The sequence below is a fragment of the Pedobacter sp. HDW13 genome, assembly GCF_011303555.1.
Taxonomy (GTDB): Bacteria; Bacteroidota; Bacteroidia; order Sphingobacteriales; family Sphingobacteriaceae; genus Pedobacter.
Window position 1 is genome coordinate 1420863 of record NZ_CP049868.1, and the last position, 21317, is coordinate 1442179.

Genomic DNA, 21317 nt, shown 5'->3' on the forward strand with positions numbered 1-21317 from the left:
AGCATCGGCTAAAACCGGTGCTTTTTTATTAATTTAAACGATGCATTCGACAACTTTAGCAATTTTTGCCGAAATTAATGGTATCGGCTCTGCCTCCGGGTTATTCCTTAGCAAAGATTTACTGTACATTATTGGCGATAATAGTGGCTATCTGAATGAATATAACATTAAAACCAGTCTGCTTCGAAAAATTCAAATTTTATCTGACCCCGGATTAAATTATTTGGAAAACATCCCCAAATCGTTAAAACCCGATTTTGAAATTCTTTGTCAGCATGGCGATAAATTGTACATTTTAGGTTCCGGCTCAACAAACAAAAGGAACCTGATGGTCGAATTCCATCTGAAAACGCAAGAGGTTATTCAGAGAGATCTCACCCACACTTACAACAAGCTCAAAACCATTGCCCATATAAACGACGAAAACTTTAACCTCGAAGGCGCAATTTATACCGGCACAACCTGGTTACTTTTTAACCGAGGCAACGGAACTGAGCAAAAGAACGGAATATTTATTATTGAAGAAGCTAATCTACCAGATGCTAGTAAAGCTAAATTCGTTGATTTTAAGCTTCCTAATATCAATCATATTGAATCCACTTTTACGGATGCTGCACTGGTAAAAAACGAAATATTTTTCATTGCAACTGCTGAAGATACCAGCTCAACCTATCAGGATGGCGAAATTTTAGGCAGTTTCATTGGCAGTATACATTTAGATACTTTAAACCTAACCTTTAGTCATAAAATACCCGGAAGCCATAAATTCGAAGGGATTACCTTTTTAATGCAAAGCAATGATAAGATTGAATTTCTACTTTGTGAAGACCGCGATATGGACGAGCTTAAAACTACAATCTATAAGTTAGCGCTAACCAAATAAACTTATATTTTAATTAAGATTCAAAGCGTAAATCGTACCTCAATGCCTCTAATTTTCTAGCAATTACTTAAATTGAAGCCTACTTTTCGACCACCTGAAACACCTTAGAACATCTACGTTTACTAGCCAACTTTTAATTCTTCAACAAACTCCTTACACTAACCTGCGGCGTTTCGCCTGCCGGCACAATAAAAATAGCATCATTTTCTATCACCTGGCCCTGATCGAAATAATATCCGGCTGTAACCGGAAGTACCGCAGTGATGGTTTTTCCGTCCTTATCTTTTGTAGCATAAGTAACATTAATTAAATGGCTTTTCATGCTTACCTGTACCTTCTTTGAGGTTAACCTGGCTCCCGTAGCATTTATACAATCCAATTCAATAATTTTTGAATTCGCTATACCAGTAAGATCAAGCGAACTGGCCAAACGGATATTAAAAGATTTACCACTATTGTTTTTTATTGAGGCTAAAACTTTATACCGATCGAAATCCTGGTCTTTTACATTTACCTTTTCCTTATTTACAACAGTATATGTTACTGCAATCCCATTTACATTTACGGTCTCGCCATCTTTAATCTGCTGTGCGTTTACCTTGATTGATGCAACCACAAGGAGCAATAAAAAGGCTAATGCTTTGATACTTTTCATAATTAATGCGTTTTAGATTTATTTTTTAGATTCGTCAATAGCTTTGTTTACCACATCTTCAATCCGACCTCTGATTTTTAGATTCGACAATTTATCGGTAACGGTTGGATTAACACGGTTTGACAAGAAAACATAAACCAGGCCGCGTGAAGGATCTACCCAAACGCAGGTGCCGGTGTAACCCGTATGGCCGTAAGTTTGTGGCGAGGCCAGTTCAGATGGATAATGTTTAGTTGTATCAGGGTCCCATCGGTCGAAACCTAAACCTCTACGGCTCACATTCGATTGTTTTGATGTAAACATATCAACCGTTGTGTTTTTAAAATAGGTTTCTCCACCATAGGTTCCGCGGTTTAACAGCATCTGGTAAATAATAGCCAGATCGTTTGCGCTGGCAAATAACCCAGCATGACCTGAAATACCACCAGCCAAAGCTGCTCCCTGATCGTGAACATAGCCTACCAACAAGGTTTTCCTGAAATATTTATCATCCTCGGTTGGAATAATCTGCTCAGGTTTAAAACGGTTTCGAGGTAAAAAACCTGCAGTCTGCATTCCCAGCGGTTTATAAAAATTTTCGTATGTATATTGATTTAATGGCTCTTCGCTAATGTGTTCCACAATATCTTTCATTACATACATGCTAATGTCGCTGTATACATATTTACCTCGGGTTTTAATGGGTGAATTGAGCATTTTAGGCCACATAAAATCTTTAAAGAAGCCTTTTTTAATGTAATAGTTATCGGCTACTTTGGTAGGGTAAGCTGCAGATGAATCTCTGCTGTAATCGCCGGTTTTCACATAATCATGAAACGGAATGTAAGGGATAAAACCTGCTTGGTGCAACATTACTTCGCGCACCTGGATGTTGTTCATCGGGGTGGTACGTGCTTTAGGGATATATGCACCAATATTGGTATCCAATTTTAATTTCCCTTCTTCAAACAAACGCATTACGGCAGGCGTTGTGGCAGTAACTTTGGTTACCGAAGCCAGGTCGAAAATATCGGTTACCTTATCTGGCACATTGGTATCGTAAGTATGCGTGCCGTATGCTTTATTAAAAATCACCTTTCCATCTTTAGCCACCAAAACCACCAAACCTGGTGTTGCTTTTTGGGCAATGGCTTCGGTTGCGATGGCATCAATTTCCTTTAAATTATTAGAGTTTAAGCCTGCATCTTCGGGCACTGTATATTTTAAACGGATAGCGTTGGTGGTAAAGCCCGATCCCATGGTATAACGGGCAGAGTAAGCCATAGTTAATTTATTGGTAGCAGCAATACCTCCAAAAATATACTGAGGTACCAGATTGGCTGCATCGGCATTGTTTTGTACCGTCCAGACTATGGGCGATTGCAGCAGATCGAAAGATTTTAAAGCGGGCCCGTTACCGAAAAAGGAAATGATAACCTGTTTGTTTTTGCTAATGCTGTTAATAAAATTGATGTATTTGGCCTGGGTTACATGCTGATCATCAATGGCAATTAAAATGGTATTGAAGTATTTCAGATCATCCTCCAGATTATTGAGGTTTATGCTGTCTTTATACTCATCGGCCGAAAAGGAAGTAATCTTAGTGTATTTATTGGCCAAACTATCGAAAGCAGTGCTGTAAGTGAACCCGAGGCTAACAGATGCAATATTCTTTTTATCGAGCGATTTTAAAGGTACAACCGAACCCTGATTGTTTAATAATACAGTTGTACTGGTAATACTGTTGGCAATAGCAAGTTTTTTCTCGTTTACTGCATGGTCTTGTGCGCAGGCAGCTAAACATAAAACATTAAAGAAACTTGCCGCAGCCAGAACATACAATTTATTTCGCTTCATATACTTTTTCTCCGTTCAGGTAGGTTTTTAAAACTTTGGTTTTTAATATATTTTGTGGTGTTGTTTTTAAAATATCGTGATCGAGGATTACAAAGTCGGCTAATTTACCTTTTTCCAGACTTCCTTTTTCCTGCTCTTCAAAATTAGCTTTAGCTGCCCAAATGGTCATTCCGCGTAAAGCTTCTTCGGGTGTTAAGGCATTTTCGACCTGAAAACCACCCTTCGGGAAACCTTTTGCATCTGCCCGAACCGTTGCAGCATAAAACGTTAATAATGGATTAATGTTTTCGACCGGAAAATCTGTTCCCAATGGAATCCAACCATTCTGTTTCAACAATTGTTTGTAAGCGTAGGCACCCTTTAACCTTTCGGCACCTAAACGCTGTCCAGCCCAATACATATCGGAAGTAGCATGTGTAGGCTGAACTGACGGAACAATACTCGCTTTACCAAACAAGTTAAAATCGTTGGCATTTACCACCTGGGCATGCTCAATGCGCCAGCGTTTATCGTTTTTGCCTTTTAAAATTTTGTTGTAAATATCAAGTATTACCCGGTTGGCCGAATCGCCGATGGCATGGGTACACATCTGAAAATTATTGGCTGCAATTTTAGCTGCAACTTCTTCAAAATGCTGCCTATTGCTGAGCAGAAAACCAGTTTTATTGGGCATATCACTATAGGGATGCAATAAACAAGCACCTCTCGAACCTAAGGCCCCATCAGCATATACCTTAAATGCCCGTACATTTAGCCGATCGGTTTTAATGGGGCCACGGGCAAAAAGGTATTTATAATTTTCGGGTGCATCAGAAAGCATCACATACAACCTCATTTTGAGCTTCTGCTCTTTTTGCAGTTTTTCGATAAACTCAACCGCCAGATAACTTAGTCCACAATCATCAATCGTAGTTAAACCAGCAGCAAAGCAGTTCCGCTGGGCATCGGTAAAAATCTTTTCTGCCTGTTTAGCATCCGGTGAAGGAATTTTACTTTCTACAAGTGCTACCGCATTATCGATCAACACACCCGTTAACCTACCATTTTCGGTCAGCATATCGCCACCGGTTAGTTTTTTAGGACTTTTGATTCCTGCATCATCAAGTGCCTTTTGGTTGGCAATAGCAGCATGGCCATCAATCCGGTTTAAAAATACCTGACGATTTGGGAACAGTTGCGTTAACTTTTCGTTAGTTGGAAAAGCTTTGTTTTCCCAATCGTTCTGATCCCAGCCATTGCCAATTAACCAGCCATCGGGATGGGTTTTGGCAAAAACGGTTAAACGGTCCAGCACTTCATCCCACGATTTCGTTTCGCGTAAATCGGCAGTCTGGAGGCTTTGTCCATAACCAAAAAAATGTGCATGGGCATCGATAAAACCAGGATAAACCGTTTTGCCTTTGGCATTAATTTCTTCTTTGGCACTATACTTACCTCTGATTTCGGCTGTATTGCCCAGGCTTAAAATTTTACCATTTTTCACGGCAAAAGCCTCAACTGTATCAAACCCGGCATTAACGGTGTACACTTTCGTGTTGTACACCATCACATCTACTTCTTCCTTTTTGGTACAAGAGGTAAACAACAAAGCCAGCAAAAGGCTGTACAAACTAGATTTCATGTTGATAAAGATAGAAAATTGAAAGCATTTGGCTTTGTAAATTCGGTTTTACAGAGGCGAAATCAGTTTACAGTGGACAGTTTCCATTTAACCTGTTTAAACAGTTAATCAATTAACCAGTTTACGATTAACCGATTCAAACAGTTAACCAGTTAACCAAGTGAACTAATGATCAGTAAACAAATGAACCATCAAACCAATTAATCCTATTTACCCACAGTCATTTACATGTTGAGTTTTAAACAATTCCGGTTCTTTAAGCTTATTTTGCATAATTTAGCGAATTCACTTTGCCCTAATACATGACTGATATTATTCACTTATTGCCTGATGCTGTTGCCAATCAGATTGCTGCCGGAGAAGTTGTTCAACGACCTGCTTCTGCAGTAAAAGAATTGCTCGAAAATTCGATAGATGCCGGTGCAGACAAAATTCAACTGGTAGTAAAAGATGCAGGCAAAGCCCTGATTCAGATTATTGATAATGGCTGTGGAATGAGTGTTACCGATGCACGCAGGTGTTTCGAGCGCCATGCTACCTCCAAGGTAAAAAAGGCCGAAGATTTATTTGCCATCCGTACCATGGGTTTCCGTGGTGAGGCCATGGCTTCGATCGCCGCCATTGCGCAGGTAGAAATGAAAACCCGCCGGTACGAAGATGAAATTGGCACCTGCATTTCTATTGAGGGTGCGCAGGTAACCGGGCAAGAACCCGTAGCCACTGCAGCCGGAACGCAGATTTCGATTAAGAATCTGTTTTTCAATACCCCGGCCCGCAGAAATTTTCTGAAGAGCAATCCGGTAGAAATGCGTCATATCCTTGATGAATTTCAACGGGTAGCCTTGGCACACCCCGAGGTGTTTTTCAGTCTGCATCACGATGGTGTAGAAATTTTTAACCTGCCAAAAGGCAATTTAAAACAGCGCATTGTACACCTTTTCGGCAACAACTATAACGAACGACTGGTACCTGTAGAGGAAGAAACTACCATTATTAATCTGAAAGGATATATTGGTAAGCCTGCTTTTGCAAAAAAAACAAGGGGCGAACAGTTCTTTTTTGTAAACAACCGTTTTATAAAAGACCCCTATTTAAACCATGCGGTAAGCTCAGCTTTCGAAGATCTTTTGCCCGAAGACAGTTATCCGTTATACGTATTGTTTATTGAGATCGATCCGGCAAAAATTGATGTGAACGTTCACCCTACCAAAACCGAAATTAAATATCTGGACGAGAAATCGATCTATGCCATTTTAAAATCGGCCGTTAAGCGTTCGATAGGCCGGTATAACATTGCCCCTACCCTTGATTTTGATCAGGAAACGGGCTTTAGCAATATGATTACGCACAAAGCGGTTGAAGACATTGTACCACCAAGCATTAATTTTAATCCTGATTTTAATCCTTTTGCCAGCGATAAAAGTTCTACTTCCGGTTATGCTTCATCGCCAAGAAATTATGATGCCAAACCCAGCGCCAAAAACTGGGGTACGCTTTACGATATAACTGAGCAACCTGTAGTTGAGCAAACCAGCTTTTATGAGGCTGACGATGCTGTTTTAGAGACCAAGCAAAAGCAATATATGCAGTTGCACAACCGTTATATTGTTTCGCAGATTAAATCTGGTTTAATGGTTATCGATCAGCAAATGGCGCACGAACGAATCCTTTACGAGCGTTTTCTCGTACATCTCGATGACCGCAAAGGAGCATCGCAGCAAAGTTTGTTTCCGCAAACCATTACGCTGAACGCAAACGATTTCGAACTGGCCAAAAGTTTGCTAGACGATATCAAAAGCCTGGGTTTCGATGTACGCGAGTTTGGTAAAAATACCCTTGTAGTTGAAGGTGTACCAGTTGATTTGGGCAGTACCAACATTAACGAGACACAATTATTTGAACAGTTGATTGAAGGCTTTAAAAATTCGCAACAGGAATTAAAATTAAATAAGCGCGATAGTTTAGCCAGGAGCTTAGCTAAAAACAGCGCCATTAAAGCGGGTACAAGTCTTGCACAAGAAGAAATGAATACACTTATTGATGAGCTTTTTGCCTGCAAAACCCCTAACTTTAGCGTTAGTGGCAAACCGATTATCCAAACCATAACTTTGGCAGAGCTGGATAAGAAGTTTGAGAAAAATTAGAAAAAGACTAAAGGTTAAAGACTAAAGCGGAAAGCTTAGATGCTCTAAGGTGGTAAAAAGACCAAAGTCGGAAGCCTGGAGACTAAAGCTTAAAACGGAAATCGTCATTTTGACCGTAGTGACTACCCGTAAAGGCGGGGGAAATCTATGCGAAAGACTAAAGCCGAATTTTGATGTTAAATATGATAAAATAACAGTTTACCGATTTAAACAATTAACCAGTTCAACCTTTAAACACAGTTAGCAGATTAACCAATTTTTAAAATTAAATGAACAACATATATATCCCTCCAATAGTTAAAAACCTGCTGATTATTAACATCTTATTTTTCGCAGCTACGCTATTGCTTCCTAATCTTCATTTAGATAATTTACTTGCAGTTTTCTATTTCGATTCTCCCAAATTCAGATTTTGGCAGCCCATTACTTATATGTTTATGCATGGTGGTTTTGCGCACATATTCTTCAACATGTTTGCCTTATATTCTTTTGGCAGTATCCTCGAATCGCGCTGGGGTGCAAAAAAATTCCTCATATTTTATTTTGTTACCGGATTAGGCGCATTGGCCTTACAATGGGTAGTACAGGCATATGAAGTACATCAGATTATCGGCCATATTACCATGTTTGATGGTTGGGAAAAACTGATCCAATCGGAAAGACAAGCCCAAACATTGGGCAGCATTTATTATGGTGGCATGGTAGGTGCTTCGGGAGCCATTTTTGGCTTACTGGTCGCATTTGGCATGTTGTATCCAAATGCCGAATTACTGATTATGTTTATTCCCGTACCGGTAAAAGCTAAATACATTATTCCAATTTATATTTTAATAGAACTATCTTTAGGTGTTGCTCAGTTCGAAGGCGATTCTATAGCCCATTACGCGCATTTGGGTGGTGCTTTAATCGGCTTTATACTGGTTAAAATATGGAAAGACAAGAACGATACATTTTATACGCTCTATGAATAATACGTTTCAAGATTTAAAGTACAAGATTTTTCAATCAGGCAATCCCTTGTTTTTTTACATTGGCATTAATGTAATCCTGTTTTTGATCACTGCTATTATTGGTGTGCTTGCATTTTTTAGCAAATCAACATTAGGTATTGATGATTTGGTTAGAGAGTATGTTGGCTTACCCTCCAGCCTTTCTAAACTAGCAGAACGCTTTTATACCCCGTTCACCTATATGTTTTTTCACGACGGGATTCTTCACATTCTGTTTAATATGCTGGGTTTGTTTTGGTTCGGCAGTATATTCATGAATTTCCTGAAAAGCAGACAATTCCACTTTGTTTACCTTGCTGGTGGTTTAGCCGGAGCCCTAATTTACGTAGTAGGTTTAAACACCATTCCAGTGTTTGCCGATAATTTACTGGGACAAACTGTTATTGGCTCATCTGCAGCAGTAATGGCGATTATGGTCGCGGCCGCAACCTTAGTACCCAATTATACCATTATGCTGTTGCTTATTGGCGAAGTCAAAATTAAATGGGTAGCAATAGCCTACTTCCTCATTTCGTTTATAGGTTTATCATCGGCAAATGCCGGCGGAAATTTTGCACATATCGGGGGTGCCTTGCTGGGCTTCTTTTACATTAAAAGCCTGCAAAACGGAAACGACTGGAGCAAATTATTTGAGCGTAAACCTAAATTAAAAGTAGTTAGAAACGATAAACCTGTTAAAAAAACAGCATTTAAGGAAGGAGTTTCGCAACAGGAAATTGATGCCATTTTAGATAAAATATCTACTTCAGGATACGACAAATTAACGGCAGCGGAAAAAGAAAAATTATTTAAGGCAAGTAAAGATTAATGACAAAAAAGAAACGGTATAATTTCCTCGACAAGCTTCTTTTGCCCATTGCGGTTGCACTGGCAGTAGCTTTGCTCTTGGGTGTACTTGCCGGAAATATGGATCCACGCAAACACGCCATCATTGCGTTTTTTGGTTTGGCCTATCCCTATGTTCTTTTTTGCAATATCATTTTTCTGGTTTGGTGGCTCCTGAGCAAAAAATGGATCTTTGCCGTGGTAACCATTCTTGCTATTGCCATTGGTGCTAAAACCTTAAAAGCAACTTTTGCCTTAGGCGGCGATGAAGGTGCTATCAAAAAAGCCGATAACAGCATCAGAATGATGACCTACAACGTGCACAGTTTTAAGCTTTACGGAAAAGACAATACCGAATCGGTTAAAGAGAAAATGCTGCAGGTGGTTAAAGATCAAAATCCAGATATCATTTGTTTTCAGGAGTTTTTTACACGTTACAAAGGTGCTTTTGATACAGTAGACAGCTTAAAGGCTCTGCTAAATACCAAATACTATTACTTTGTACCTACCAACCGTAACGATTACGAAGCAACAGGCTTAGCCATTTTTTCAAAGTTCCCGATTAAAGATTCGGGCAAGATCCCTTTTGTTGATGGTTATTCGGGCAACATGAGTATTTACGTAGACTTAAATATTAAAGGCAAAGCCCTTCGGGTATATAATGTACACTTTCAATCCATTTCTTTCGAAAAGCAAGATTACGATTACCTGGATAAGGTAAAAGAAATGAATACCGAATTGCAGCCTTCGAAACGCATTTTAAGAATGCTAAAAGGAGCTTTCTATAAAAGGAGCGGTCAGGTTGATATTATGAAAAAGGAAATGGCAAGCTGCAAAACTCCTTATTTAATAGCTGGCGATTTTAACGATACCCCTGCCTCGTATGTGGTTACGCAAATTACTGCTGGACTCAACAACAGCTTCATTAAAAAAGGTAATGGTTTTGGCAAAACCTATAATGGTAAATTCCCTAATTTCCAGATCGATTATATCGCAACCTCTAAAGAACTGGAAGTACTTAACTATAAAATTACGCAAGCCAAACTATCCGATCACTTTCCGGTACGCAGCGATTTGAGGTTTTTGGATTAGGGGTGATTCAATGATTGAATTAGAGAGTGATTCAACGTCTATTCTCTCATTCAAACCGCACTCATTCTCTCATTTAAAAATATCAGCAGCAATACAATTCGCTCAAAAATATTTTTTCTTACCATACATCAACAGTTGGCAAAAAGCTTATCCCCATATTTGCTTCGTAAAATTTAAAAAAATAATCAAAAGATATGAGTTTAATAGATGCCCTAAACTGGCGTTATGCCGTTAAAAAAATGAATGGTCAACCCGTTGAACAAGAAAAGGTTGATAAAATTATTGCAGCTGCGCATTTGGCACCAACATCATCAGGCTTACAGCCATTTAAAGTTATTGTTGTAACCAATCAGGAGTTAAAAGAGAAAATTGCACCGATTGCTTATAACCAATCTCAGATTATCGATTCATCGCACCTTTTAATTTTTGCTGCAAACGAAAATTATACAGAAGAAGGTATTGATGCTGTATTTACCCGAATGAATGCTGAACGTGGTTTACCACAAAACGGAACCGATGCTTACAAAGCACAACTTAAAGGCATGATTTTATCGAGAAGTGCTGAAGAAAACTTTAACCATGCTGCACGTCAGGCTTATATTGGTTTTGGTGTTGCTATTGCAGAAGCTGCTTTACTAAAAGTAGATGCCACCCCAATGGAAGGCTTTAACGGACCAGCTTTAGACGAACTTTTAGGTTTAGATAAAAAAGGGTTAAGAAGCGTTACCCTATTGCCATTAGGTCATAGAGACGAAGCAGGCGACTGGTTGGTTAACCTTAAAAAGGTACGTTCTCCGAAAGAAGAATTCTTAATCGAATTAAATTAAAAGGTAAACACCATTATATTTTTAACACGGGCCGCTAATTAGTGGCCTGTGTTGTTTGCAGCAATCTTTCAGATACTTTCCGTAGAGTTAAGCGTAGCGTCTTTACGGATTTTTGAATAAGATTGAGTTTACAACTCAATGATTATAGAGTGAGTCGGAGACGCTATTCTATGCTGCAATCCGTAGTGTCCTTCGGAACACTACGGACAGACGTGAGCTTGCGCGCGTTTCCAACGCGTGCAGTAATAGTCCTTCGATTCTATCGCAAAGCCACGTTAAAAATACTTAGCTAAAGCCATACTCTTTAGGAAATGCCCATGAGCAATAATAAACTTTTGTAAAAAAATGTTAAACCTCCTTACAATTTAGGAGCTCTATTGATAATTGGATATATTTACAGGATTAGCATTTAACATCCAATTCATGAAGATTTATAGATTATCGTTTATTATACTTTCATTTCTGTTAGCACTAAATTTTTCTTCATCGGCCCAAACCGATACTGTAAGTATAAATACCATTATCACCAAAACCAATAAGGTTTTAACTGATTATCCAAACGAAAAAATTTATCTTCATTTCGATAAGCCTTATTATGCGGTTGCAGATACCGTTTGGTTTAAAGCCTATGTTACCGAAAACCAGAATTTCTTATCGGGCATCAGTAAAATTATTTATGTGGATGTAATTAACCAGAAAGATTCGCTCATCCAAACCTTAAAACTCCCAATTACAGGCGGATTTGCATACGGTAGTTTCCCTTTAGATCAGCTGAATTATAAACAAGGTAATTACCACGTTCGGGCTTATACTTTATGGATGCTCAACAGCCTGGATCCTGCCTATTTTAACAAAACTTTTTATGTTGGTGAAGCTATTGATAAAGAAGTTAAAACCCATATTACCTACAAAAATCTCTCTACAGATAAGCAGGAAAAAATTGATGCACGCGTGCAGTTCAGGGATGCCAGCAATAAACCTTATGCCAATAAAAATGTAACCTGGCAGGTAGTAACCAGTTATACAGTAATTGCCAAAGGCCGCGGAACTACCGATGCAAATGGTTACCTGACCATTGCTATGACCAATGCGCAGAAAGCCGAATATCAATTGCAAAAAGGCGAGCTGATAACCAGCATTAACACTACAGATAAAGACGTAGCCAGTAGCTCATTCCCGCTAAAAAATGCCATTTTGAGCAAAGATTTTCAGTTTTTCCCAGAGGGAGGAAATTTAGTTGCCGGTTTAACAAACAAGGTAGCCTTTAAAGCCATTAAAAGCGATGGCTTAGGCATTGGTGCCAAAGGCACTGTTACCGATAGTGAAGGCAAAAGCGTGGCTACTTTCAGCGATCAACATTTAGGCATGGGTAGTTTTAATTTACCTGCCGAAGCCGGAAAAACCTATAAAGCTGCTGTAACCTATGCCGATGGTACCACACAAAGCTATAATTTACCTGCTGTAACTACTAATGGTGTAGTGCTTAATGTGGATAATAGCAATGTCGATAATGTGGTAATTAAAATTGCTGCAAACGAAGCTTTTTTTGCAGAGAACCAGGGGAAAAAACTTTACCTCATTGCCCAAAGCAAAGGGGTAATCTGCTACGGCGCACAAACAGCCCTATCGAACAAAGAATACAATACTACCATACCTAAATTGAAATTCCCGACCGGAATTGCCCAGCTAACCCTGTTTAACGAACATGGTAAACCGCTTAGCGAAAGACTTGTTTTTGTACAGCATAAAAATAATATGACCGTAGCTTTAACCAGTGCTGCAACTACTTACGGCGTTAAGAAAAAGGTTAAAATTAATGTTGCAGCTAAAAAAGATGGTGCACCTGTTGAGGGTAGCTTCTCTGTAGCAGTAGTAGATGAAACTAAAGTACCATCAAGCGAAGATGCAACAAGTACCATCTTAACCGGACTTTTATTAAGCAGCGATGTTAAAGGTTATATTGAAAAAGCCAACTACTATTTCAATGCGCCCGATGCCAAGAAAAATGCAGACTTAGATGTGCTGTTACTTACACAGGGTTACCGCAGCTTTAAATACACCGATATTATTGCCAACAAACTGCCTAAAATTGATTTCCTTCCTGAACAAGGAATTGAAATTTCGGGAATTTTAAGGCAGAATAATGGAATTCCGGTTAGAAAGGGAGCCTTGCTTTTGAGCATCCCAGATAAACGCTTTAACCTGGAAGGCACTACAGATCCGGTAGGGAACTTTAAATTTTCGAACCTCGTATTTAACGATTCATCGAAAGTTACTGTTACGGCTAAGTACAATGTTAACTATAAAAACATGACCTTAAGCTTAAACGGTGCACCAGTCCCTACGTTAACCCGTAACTTCAGTGCAGCCGAAGAGGTTTTAAATATCGACAGTGCCTTAACTTCTTATCTGGATAACAGCAAACGCCAGTATGCTTACCTACATACCTTAAAAGATGTAAATATTAAGGCTGCTGTAATTCCGAAAGTAAGCCATAAAGATTATCCTTCCTTGTCGGGGCTTAGTCAAATGGCCGATCATGAAATTTCTGGCGATCGTTTAAAAGGCTGTGGTTTACTGATTAATTGCTTACAAGGTATGTTGGCGGGCGTTACTTTTGCCGACAATAACTTTTATGTAACCCGCGATTACAATCAGGGCAAAAAAATTCCGATGGGTATTTTCATTAACGGAATGAACGTGGATGTGAACCAGATCAATACACTCGATGCCAACCAACTCGAATCGGTTGAGGTATTTTTAAGAGACGATTTAGGCCTGGTTAACCGTGCCAACAATGTAAACGGTGTTATTGTATTTAACCAGAAAAAAGCACCTAAAGGAACCAAGATTACCAAAGCGCAACTGATGGATATGTTGCCTAAATACTACGAACTTACTTTCTCGCCACAAGGCTATAACAAAGAAAAGCAATTCTACTCGCCGCGTTACGATGTGCCTGCAAGCATGAACCGAAACGATTTAAGAACTACCATTTACTGGAACCCTAAAGTAGTTACCGATGCAACCGGCAACACCTCTTTCGAGTATTATAACGCTGATGGAAAAGGACAATACAAAGTGATTATAGAAGGTATAGATGCCAACGGAAACCTAGGCAGATCGGTGTTTAAGTACACAGTTAAGTAAAATATAAGAGGTAATATGTAAGATGGAAAGTCTATCTTACATATTCCATTTTACATCCTACACCTTCCATCATACCTCTCACATCTTCCGTCTTACATCTCACCTCTTACTTCAAAAGGCAACTGCTCCCCTTTCAATCCGGCAACTATATTCTGTACAATAATTTTAGCCATGGCTGCCCTCGTTTCTTCAGTTGCCGAGCCAATGTGTGGTAAAACAGCAACATTTTCCATGCTTAGTAAAGGGTTTGTTTTATCCATAGGTTCGGGATTGGTAACATCAAGTCCGGCACCCCAAATTACTTTTTCCTTTAATGCGCGGATCAAATCCGTTTCGTAGTGAATGCCCCCCCTTGCCGTATTGATAAAAATAGCATTGGATTTCATCTGGCTAAAAACATCAAAAGTAAATTTACCTTTGGTTTCGGGAGTTAAGGCAGTATGTACCGAAAGTACATCGCTTTTCGCTAAAAGTTCCTCGAATGAGACGTATTTAGCACCAATTTCCTGTTCAGCTTCTGTATTTTGCGAGCGATTATGGTAAATCACTTCCATGTGATAAGCGGCGGCACATTTTTTGGCCATTTCTAAACCTATTTTGCCCAGACCAAAAATCCCGAGGGTTTTACCATTTAATTCGATGCCCAGTTCGGGGCTGGGTTCATAGTTTTTCCACTCGCCTCTGATAATTTTCTGGCAGGAAAAGAAGGCTTTACGCGATACAGCCAGCATCAGTAAGAAAGCAGTATCGGCAGTTGCGGCACTTAAAACGCCAGGTGTATTACCAATAGGAATATTTAAACGTTTAGCTGCAGCCACATCAACCTGATCGAAACCTACCGAATGTAGTGCAATAACCTTTAAATGACTACAGGCATTTAAAAAAGCAGCATTAAGCTTATTGGGGCCAACACTAATCAAAGCATCCTGATCTTTACAGGCTTCAATTAGTTCTTCGGCAGTAATTTGCCGGTTTTCTTTCCATTGGGTAATGGTAATACCGTTTTCTTCCAGTTGTTTTAAACCGACCGGAGCAATGTTGCCACTTATAAATACTTTCATATTAATTTAACAGTAAATCCAACCAGGAGTTTTTGATTATAGTTATTTTACTGTAATCGAAAGTACCTGATAAGTGTTTGCGCTGAAATAGCCTAATGAATTATTCGAAATATTCGATGTTGGATTGGCCGGCGTAGTACCCTGGTTAGGTCCTCGATCCGCCTGCTGGCTCAGCGCATACCAATAATCAAATATATTGCTGTCAACACATTCCATTTCAATCTTCACCTTATCATTGGTATTCAGTTCATCGCTATCGTGATCGTTGTTGGGCTTAAAAAACAGCTGAATCCGTAAGTCGTTACCGTTTGTTAAACGGTCGTTGTTGGCATAAAAACGTCGCGAAAGTACATCGTTTACGTACAGGTTAAAATGGTAGAAATTTACTTCGTTAACCGGATCGGTAAAAAATGCAGCAGCTGTTTTTCGGTCACGCCCAAAAAAAGTGTTTTTAATTATCCCAATCGAATCCATTTTAACCACATTGGGCATTTTAGAACTCGCGGTATAGTTCTGTCCCTCAACTGTTGCATTTAAGCTGTAGGTAACTCCTGGCTCGCCTTTCATCCGGTTAATGTAAGTACCCGGTTTAGTGCCTTCTTTAAACACAAACTTATTTCCCTTGCTATCGGTAACCGTTACCGTAGCGCCCGAAACCTTCGGAAAAATATTTTCTTCGGTATAACCAATCGTTTTGCTGATTTTAATCTCCTGATCAATCAACTGGTTGTTAATTATGCCTTCAATTACAATTTGAGGTGCCGCATTTTCAGTATCGATAGAGATAATTTTCTTGCAGGAAGCCAGGCACAAAGTAAAAAGGGCAAAATATATCGTTAGTGTTTTCATGGATTAAAATTTAAAGTTCCAGGTTATAGATGGAATAAGCCCAAACAATGAGGTTTGCTGTGCAGCCGTTTTGTTTGGATTGTCGGGATCGGTGATAAACTCTATCGAATAAGGATTTTTTCTGGCCAGTAGATTGTAAATACCAAAATTCCAGCTCGATTGGTATTTACCTTTATTCTTACCTTCTAGTGTTGCACTTACATCTAAACGCATGTTGTAAGGCATACGGCCTGCATTGCGTTGGGTATAATAATAAGCCGGCTGCCCCCCAACGGTATATTTACCTGCCGGATAAGTAACGGCATTACCTGTACTGTAAATAAAGCTTGATGAAAAAGTCCACCTTTTGGTCATGTTATATATTCCAACCAGTGAAATATCGTGCGTGCGGTCTTGCCTAGCCGGAAAATATTTACCGTTATTTAATTCGGTAAATTTGCGTTCGGTACGCGATAAGGTATAACCTACCCAACCATTCAGCTTACCAAATTTCTTTTTGAAGAACAGCTCCAATCCATAAGCACGACCAACACCATACAACAGCTCCGATTCTACATTTGAATTAGCCAGCAACTGGGCCGCGTTTTTATAATCAATTTGGTTTTGCAACCACTTATAATAAATCTCGGCCGATAACTCGTAAGTATTTTCTTTAATATTTTTAAAATAGCCCAAAGCCACCTGATCGGCAATTTCAGGCTTAATGTTGTTACTGCTCAACACATACTGATCGGTTGGCGAACTTGAAGTAGCGTTGGTTAAAATATGAACATTTTGCGTATTGCGGTTATACGATGCTTTAATTGAATTTTCTTCGTTAAAAAGATAGCTCACGGAAAAACGGGGTTCCAGATTGAAATAGTTTTTGTAAAACTTGCCCTTAGCCACACTTTCTGTAGAGATGATTTCGCCAGCCGCATTGTAATTATTAAAATTACCGGGGCCCATTAAAGAGAAGGCAGCCAGCCTTACACCATACAAAAAGTTAAGGTGTTCGTTTACGCTCCATTCATCAGAAATATAAGCGGCAGATTCTATTCCATAGCGGCGCTCCTGCGTAAGCGAATTTACCTGCGAGGCTACATCGCTATCAATATCAATCGGCGAAATGCGGTGTTGCGTAGCATTTAATCCAAATCTTAAAATGTGTTTGTTGCTGAAGTATTGAAAATCTTCTTTAAAATTAAAATCGCGTACCAGCGAGGTGGCCTTAAAATTAGTGGCATCGTTAAGCAGGCGAACAGTGTAATTGTAATTGTTGTAAATTAACGAGGTATTAGAGAATAAACGGTCGTTAAAAATATGGTTTAGCCTGATTGTAGTGGTTACATTACCCCAGTTATTCTCAAACAAATCCTTCACCCCTATATTGTCTTTACCAAAATAACCCGAAATATAGATGGTGTTTTTATCATTTATTTTATAGTTGGCCTTGGCGTTAATATCGTAAAAATTCAACGTGCTCCCATTTACCGACGAATCTGGTGAAGCCCTTAAAAATAAATCGATATAGGTACGGCGAAAGCTTACCATAAACGAGCCGCGGTCTTTAACAATAGGCCCTTCGGCTTTAATACGCGAAGCAATTAAACCAATACCACCCTGAAATTTAAACTCTTTATTGTTGCCATCATCCATTTTCACGTCTAAAACAGACGATAAACGGCCGCCATACTGGGCAGGCATACCGCCTTTATACAGGCTTACATCCTTAATGGCATCGGCGTTAAAGGTAGAGAAGAATCCCAACAGGTGCGACGAGTTGTACACCACAGCCTCATCGAGAATAATCAGGTTCTGATCGGCAGCGCCACCACGCACATAAAAACCGGTATTACCCTCCCCACCCGATTTTACGCCGGGCAGCAACTGGATGGTTTTCAGAATATCCTTTTCACCAAGTAGAACCGGAATGGCGTTCAACGCTTTCATATCAACCCGTTCAAGGCCCATTTGCGCGCTTTTAACATTTTCGTTTTTGCGGTTATTGGCACTCACGGTTACTTCGGCCAAATCGTTGGCACTCTTTAATTCTTCGTTTAATTTGGTATCTTTTGTTAAATTGATTTTTTTAACCAGAGGCGCATACCCGGTGTAGCTAACCGATACGGTATACTCTCCTTCTACCTGGGTTAAGGCAAAATAGCCATAGGCATTGGTTAAGGTTGCGCCGGTTGTAGGGCCAATTACTTTTATTGTTGCGCCAATTAATGTTTCGCCGGTGCCGGCATCGCGGATGGTACCACTAAGGGTAAATTTACTTTGGGCAAAAACAACTGTATTTAAAAGAAGAAGGGAAAATAAAGCAAAGTAATTTTTTATGAGCATATCGGCAACTATCTAAGATGAAGGAAACCAAATGTACGAATTCAAAGTTCTTTTTATGAGAACATTGTGCATTTACTGCCACGAAAATTGGTTTACTTACTATTAACGGGATAAATGCCAATATGGTGTGAGCGCAACATATAAGCGCTTACCTGATCTATGCCAGCCTGCTGAAAAGTGATGAGTTTGGAAGGAGTTTTGGGCATGTGGCAATCGATGCAATTGGTGCTGAGCGATCCTTTTGCAAGCGTGGTACTGCTGTGTCTGGTGATTTGGTGACAACTTATACAGCGTTGCGAGTAGATACTTAAATTGCCTTTAATATTTTCGTGTGTATTGTGGCACGATTGGCAGGTCATACTTTCGCTTTTGCGGTAGCAATTGCTCCCCTTCAGCATTTCAGTCTGGTTACCATGCACATCGGGATCGGCACTGCCAAAGCCTGCAAAATCTTGTGCATAATAGTCATCTAAATTATCGCCGGGCTGGAAACCGAAAACCGATTTTTGGGCAACCAGTGAATTGCCCGAGTGGCATACCCCGCAGGCATCCATCTTTTGTTTTCTGCTGAGCGTTTTATAAATGGTGATAAATTTTGCAGTTTTCTCTTCGGGGTTTTCGAGGTGAAAAACCGCATGTTGCCGGCCCGGTCCGTGGCAACGCTCGCAATCTATACCGTAAATCAATGCAGCACGCTCCATTTCCTCATCGGTAGAAATACCCGAAGTTTGAGTCACCTTTTTCTCTACATACGAAGCATGGCATTCTAAACAACGGCTACCAATCGGTCTGTCGTAATAAAAGGTTTGTTTGGTAAAACCCGGACTAATGGCCCAGTTCCTGATCGCCGAAAAATACGAAAGCGGCAGTTCGTAAAGCTTTTTGCCTTTCCAATAAGCGTAGGTATAGGCTTTCTCGCCCGAGCCGAATACCATATCGAACCTTTGGGCCCGCACTTCTTTGCCAGCTACATAAGCTACCTGAAAAATACCCGTTGCCCGTTTTTCAACCACTACCTTTTGATGCGCATCGAAACTAAAGGCATTAGAATCGGGCGCAAAAACTTTTAACAACTCCATATCGGCCACTGGTTTAGAGGTTAACCCATGGGTATTGTGTAGGTAAGATTGCGTAATTTCTTTATGGCATTTTACACAGGTAGCTGCCCCGATATAAGCTTCGCCTCTGATATCCTTTGGTAACCGGACGGCCGTATTCATGCATCTTGAAAGGATAAAGACGACTACCGCCATCGCCCCTATAATAGTCAGGATCCGTTTTATACCTTTCAAGATGTTGTTAGCTTTTTATTTTACAAACTGAATATAACTAAAATTATAACCGCCAACTGCGGCCAGTATCCTAATTTTTTGTTTACCGGCCTTTAGTGCCAGGTTTTTGATTTCGAATGTGGCAAACTTTTTCGCATCACCTGTATTAGGCACAGCTACTGCTTTAACTACAGTTTTACCATCAATTAAAATGCTTATCCTGCCAGCATCCTGATCGGCAGCAATATTGAGTTTTAAAGTATAATTCCCTTTTTGGGCAACGTTTACCGTGTATTGTAGCCATTCCCCTTTTTCGATATGGTTTACATAATACTTTTCGTACTGGAGCGAATCTTTGGCAATATCTACACCATCATTGCGGTAAATCCTGCCCCGGTTTCCTGCCGATCTTTTATTGGTTGAAGTATGATAATCTGCCGTATCGGTATCGAAATAAGCAAAACCGTTTTTACCCAAATCATAATCAACAGCATAAATAATGCTCTTGTTTTTAACCAAATTGGCTTTAAAGGGTTTAGTTTCGTTGCTAAAAGGCTGGCGAATCATCGCATCGATTACATCGCGGTGGATGATCGTATTTTCTAACCTCGAATAAATGGCCAGTTCCATCAGGCCACTGTACACGTTGCTATCTTTAGGTTTGTTGCCACCGTTATTCAGGTATTTAACCAGGGCATCATAATTGGGATTCGATTTAATTTCCATTGGGTTATTTACGCCGATTTTTTTCAAAGGCCACCACGACCAACCAATATTATTTTTTTCTAACAGGTGTATGGCATCGGTAAACCAAACGTTAGAGTTTTCGCCTGTTTCGCCCAGCCAAACGGGGACCTGCTGCTCATCGCGCGCTTTGATAATATGTGCAATCGAAGCCTGATCGTTATAATTCCAGTATTTATGGAAACTTAAGGCTATATTTTTATCCCACAACGGGAAAATACCATTGTAATTATTGCCCCAGCCATTCCCTTCAATAATAATAAGGTGTTGCTGATCTACCTCGCGAATGGCTTTGGTAATCTCTACCATTAGTTTCCTCAAAGGGGCGTTTACCTTTTCTTTGGTTCCATTTTTATCTTCTTCGGGATTGCTGAAACCATAGTTAGGCTCGTTTATAATATCGTAGGCCCCGATATAGGGCTCGTTTTTATAGCGCTCGGCCAGTTTTCGCCAAAGGGCAATGGTTTTCTCCTGATTAGCTTCACTATCCCACAGGTAGGGTTTTGACGGATCGCGGTCGGCAATGTTTAAATCGTTGCCCTGCCCTCCCGGTGCTGCATGCAAATCTAAAATGAGGTACATTTTATTGGCCTTACACCAGTTGAGTAAACTATCAGTCATGGCAAAACCTTTTTCGAGCCAGGTATTTTTACCGGCTACCGGCTCCTGATCAACAGGTAAGGTATAAATATTATAATGCATGGGCAACCGGATCGAGTTAAAACCCCAGCGTTTCATCGAGTCTACATCTGTTTTACGCATGTGGTTAGCTAGCCAGACGTCGTAAAACTCCTGCGTTTGCTTCGGTCCCATTAGCTCCGTTATCCTTTCGCGGATGCGGTATTGCTGCGCTTCTTTATTAATTTTAAGCATGTAGCCTTCCTGCAACATCCAGCCCCAAGACCAATGCCACGCAACAACACATTCCGGCCCTGGCCATCAACAATTTTTGTGCCCGATGCTTTTAAAAAACCCTGACTAAAACCGGTAATTGAAATGCTGCTAAAGAGAAAAATATATA

15 protein-coding genes are annotated in these 21317 nt (G+C 39.9%); 7 read left to right on the forward strand and 8 right to left on the reverse strand.

Going from position 1 to position 21317, the window contains the following annotated elements:
* Positions 1-40: 40 nt before the first annotated feature.
* Positions 41-883 carry a hypothetical protein gene (locus tag G7074_RS05915; RefSeq protein ID WP_124561661.1) on the forward strand — a complete coding sequence of 281 codons (843 nt, stop codon included), beginning with the start codon at positions 41-43 and terminating at the stop codon, positions 881-883.
* Positions 884-1016: 133 nt separating this feature from the next.
* On the opposite strand, the gene G7074_RS05920 is transcribed toward G7074_RS05915, so the two are convergent.
* From G7074_RS05920 to G7074_RS05930, 3 genes are read right to left on the reverse strand one after another with little or no spacing between them, the layout of a single operon-like run.
* Complete coding sequence (locus G7074_RS05920) at positions 1017-1538, reverse strand: hypothetical protein (RefSeq protein WP_166207385.1); 522 nt, start codon at positions 1536-1538, stop codon at positions 1017-1019.
* Between the two features lie 18 nt (positions 1539-1556).
* Positions 1557-3374, reverse strand: a complete 1818-nt coding sequence (locus G7074_RS05925) for a serine hydrolase (protein ID WP_166207388.1) — start codon at positions 3372-3374, stop codon at positions 1557-1559.
* Complete coding sequence (locus tag G7074_RS05930; protein ID WP_124561658.1) at positions 3361-4995, reverse strand: amidohydrolase; 1635 nt, start codon at positions 4993-4995, stop codon at positions 3361-3363. Before G7074_RS05930 ends, G7074_RS05925 begins: the two co-directional genes overlap by 14 nt.
* A gap of 302 nt (positions 4996-5297) precedes the next feature.
* Here G7074_RS05930 and mutL point away from each other — a divergent pair, with 302 nt between their 5' ends.
* From mutL to G7074_RS05960, 6 genes are all read left to right on the forward strand, one after another.
* Entirely contained in the window at positions 5298-7139 is a 1842-nt protein-coding gene (gene mutL / locus G7074_RS05935) for a DNA mismatch repair endonuclease MutL (protein WP_124561657.1), read from the forward strand.
* A 269-nt stretch (positions 7140-7408) separates the two neighbouring features.
* Positions 7409-8110 (forward strand): rhomboid family intramembrane serine protease, encoded by a 702-nt coding sequence (locus G7074_RS05940; RefSeq protein ID WP_124561656.1) that lies wholly within the window; start codon positions 7409-7411, stop codon positions 8108-8110.
* Positions 8103-8957 (forward strand): rhomboid family intramembrane serine protease, encoded by an 855-nt coding sequence (locus tag G7074_RS05945; RefSeq protein ID WP_124561655.1) that lies wholly within the window; start codon positions 8103-8105, stop codon positions 8955-8957. Before G7074_RS05940 ends, G7074_RS05945 begins: the two co-directional genes overlap by 8 nt.
* The gene (locus G7074_RS05950; RefSeq protein WP_124561654.1) at positions 8957-10066 is read left to right on the forward strand and encodes an endonuclease/exonuclease/phosphatase family protein; all 1110 of its coding nucleotides are present in this window, start codon (positions 8957-8959) and stop codon (positions 10064-10066) included. Before G7074_RS05945 ends, G7074_RS05950 begins: the two co-directional genes overlap by 1 nt.
* Positions 10067-10260: 194 nt before the next feature.
* Positions 10261-10893 (forward strand): nitroreductase family protein, encoded by a 633-nt coding sequence (locus tag G7074_RS05955; RefSeq protein WP_124561653.1) that lies wholly within the window; start codon positions 10261-10263, stop codon positions 10891-10893.
* A 423-nt stretch (positions 10894-11316) separates the two neighbouring features.
* Complete coding sequence (locus G7074_RS05960; RefSeq protein WP_166207390.1) at positions 11317-14043, forward strand: Ig-like domain-containing protein; 2727 nt, start codon at positions 11317-11319, stop codon at positions 14041-14043.
* Between the two features lie 92 nt (positions 14044-14135).
* Here the strand turns inward: G7074_RS05960 and G7074_RS05965 are convergent, their stop codons facing one another.
* The 5 genes from G7074_RS05965 to G7074_RS05985 all read right to left on the reverse strand — a co-directional run bounded on the left by G7074_RS05965 (position 14136) and on the right by G7074_RS05985 (position 21169).
* Positions 14136-15104: a D-glycerate dehydrogenase gene (locus G7074_RS05965; RefSeq protein ID WP_166207393.1), complete on the reverse strand. Its 969-nt coding sequence runs from the start codon at positions 15102-15104 to the stop codon at positions 14136-14138.
* Positions 15105-15146: 42 nt separating this feature from the next.
* On the reverse strand, positions 15147-15953 hold the full coding sequence (locus G7074_RS05970) for a DUF4249 domain-containing protein (protein WP_166207396.1): 807 nt from the start codon (positions 15951-15953) through the stop codon (positions 15147-15149).
* 3 nt (positions 15954-15956) lie between these two features.
* Positions 15957-18281, reverse strand: coding sequence for a TonB-dependent receptor (locus G7074_RS05975; protein ID WP_124561650.1), 2325 nt, complete (start codon positions 18279-18281; stop codon positions 15957-15959).
* Between the two features lie 92 nt (positions 18282-18373).
* Positions 18374-19501: a multiheme c-type cytochrome gene (locus G7074_RS05980; protein WP_166207398.1), complete on the reverse strand. Its 1128-nt coding sequence runs from the start codon at positions 19499-19501 to the stop codon at positions 18374-18376.
* Between the two features lie 87 nt (positions 19502-19588).
* Positions 19589-21169 carry a cellulase family glycosylhydrolase gene (locus G7074_RS05985; RefSeq protein WP_205944163.1) on the reverse strand — a complete coding sequence of 527 codons (1581 nt, stop codon included), beginning with the start codon at positions 21167-21169 and terminating at the stop codon, positions 19589-19591.
* Positions 21170-21317 lie beyond the last annotated feature (148 nt).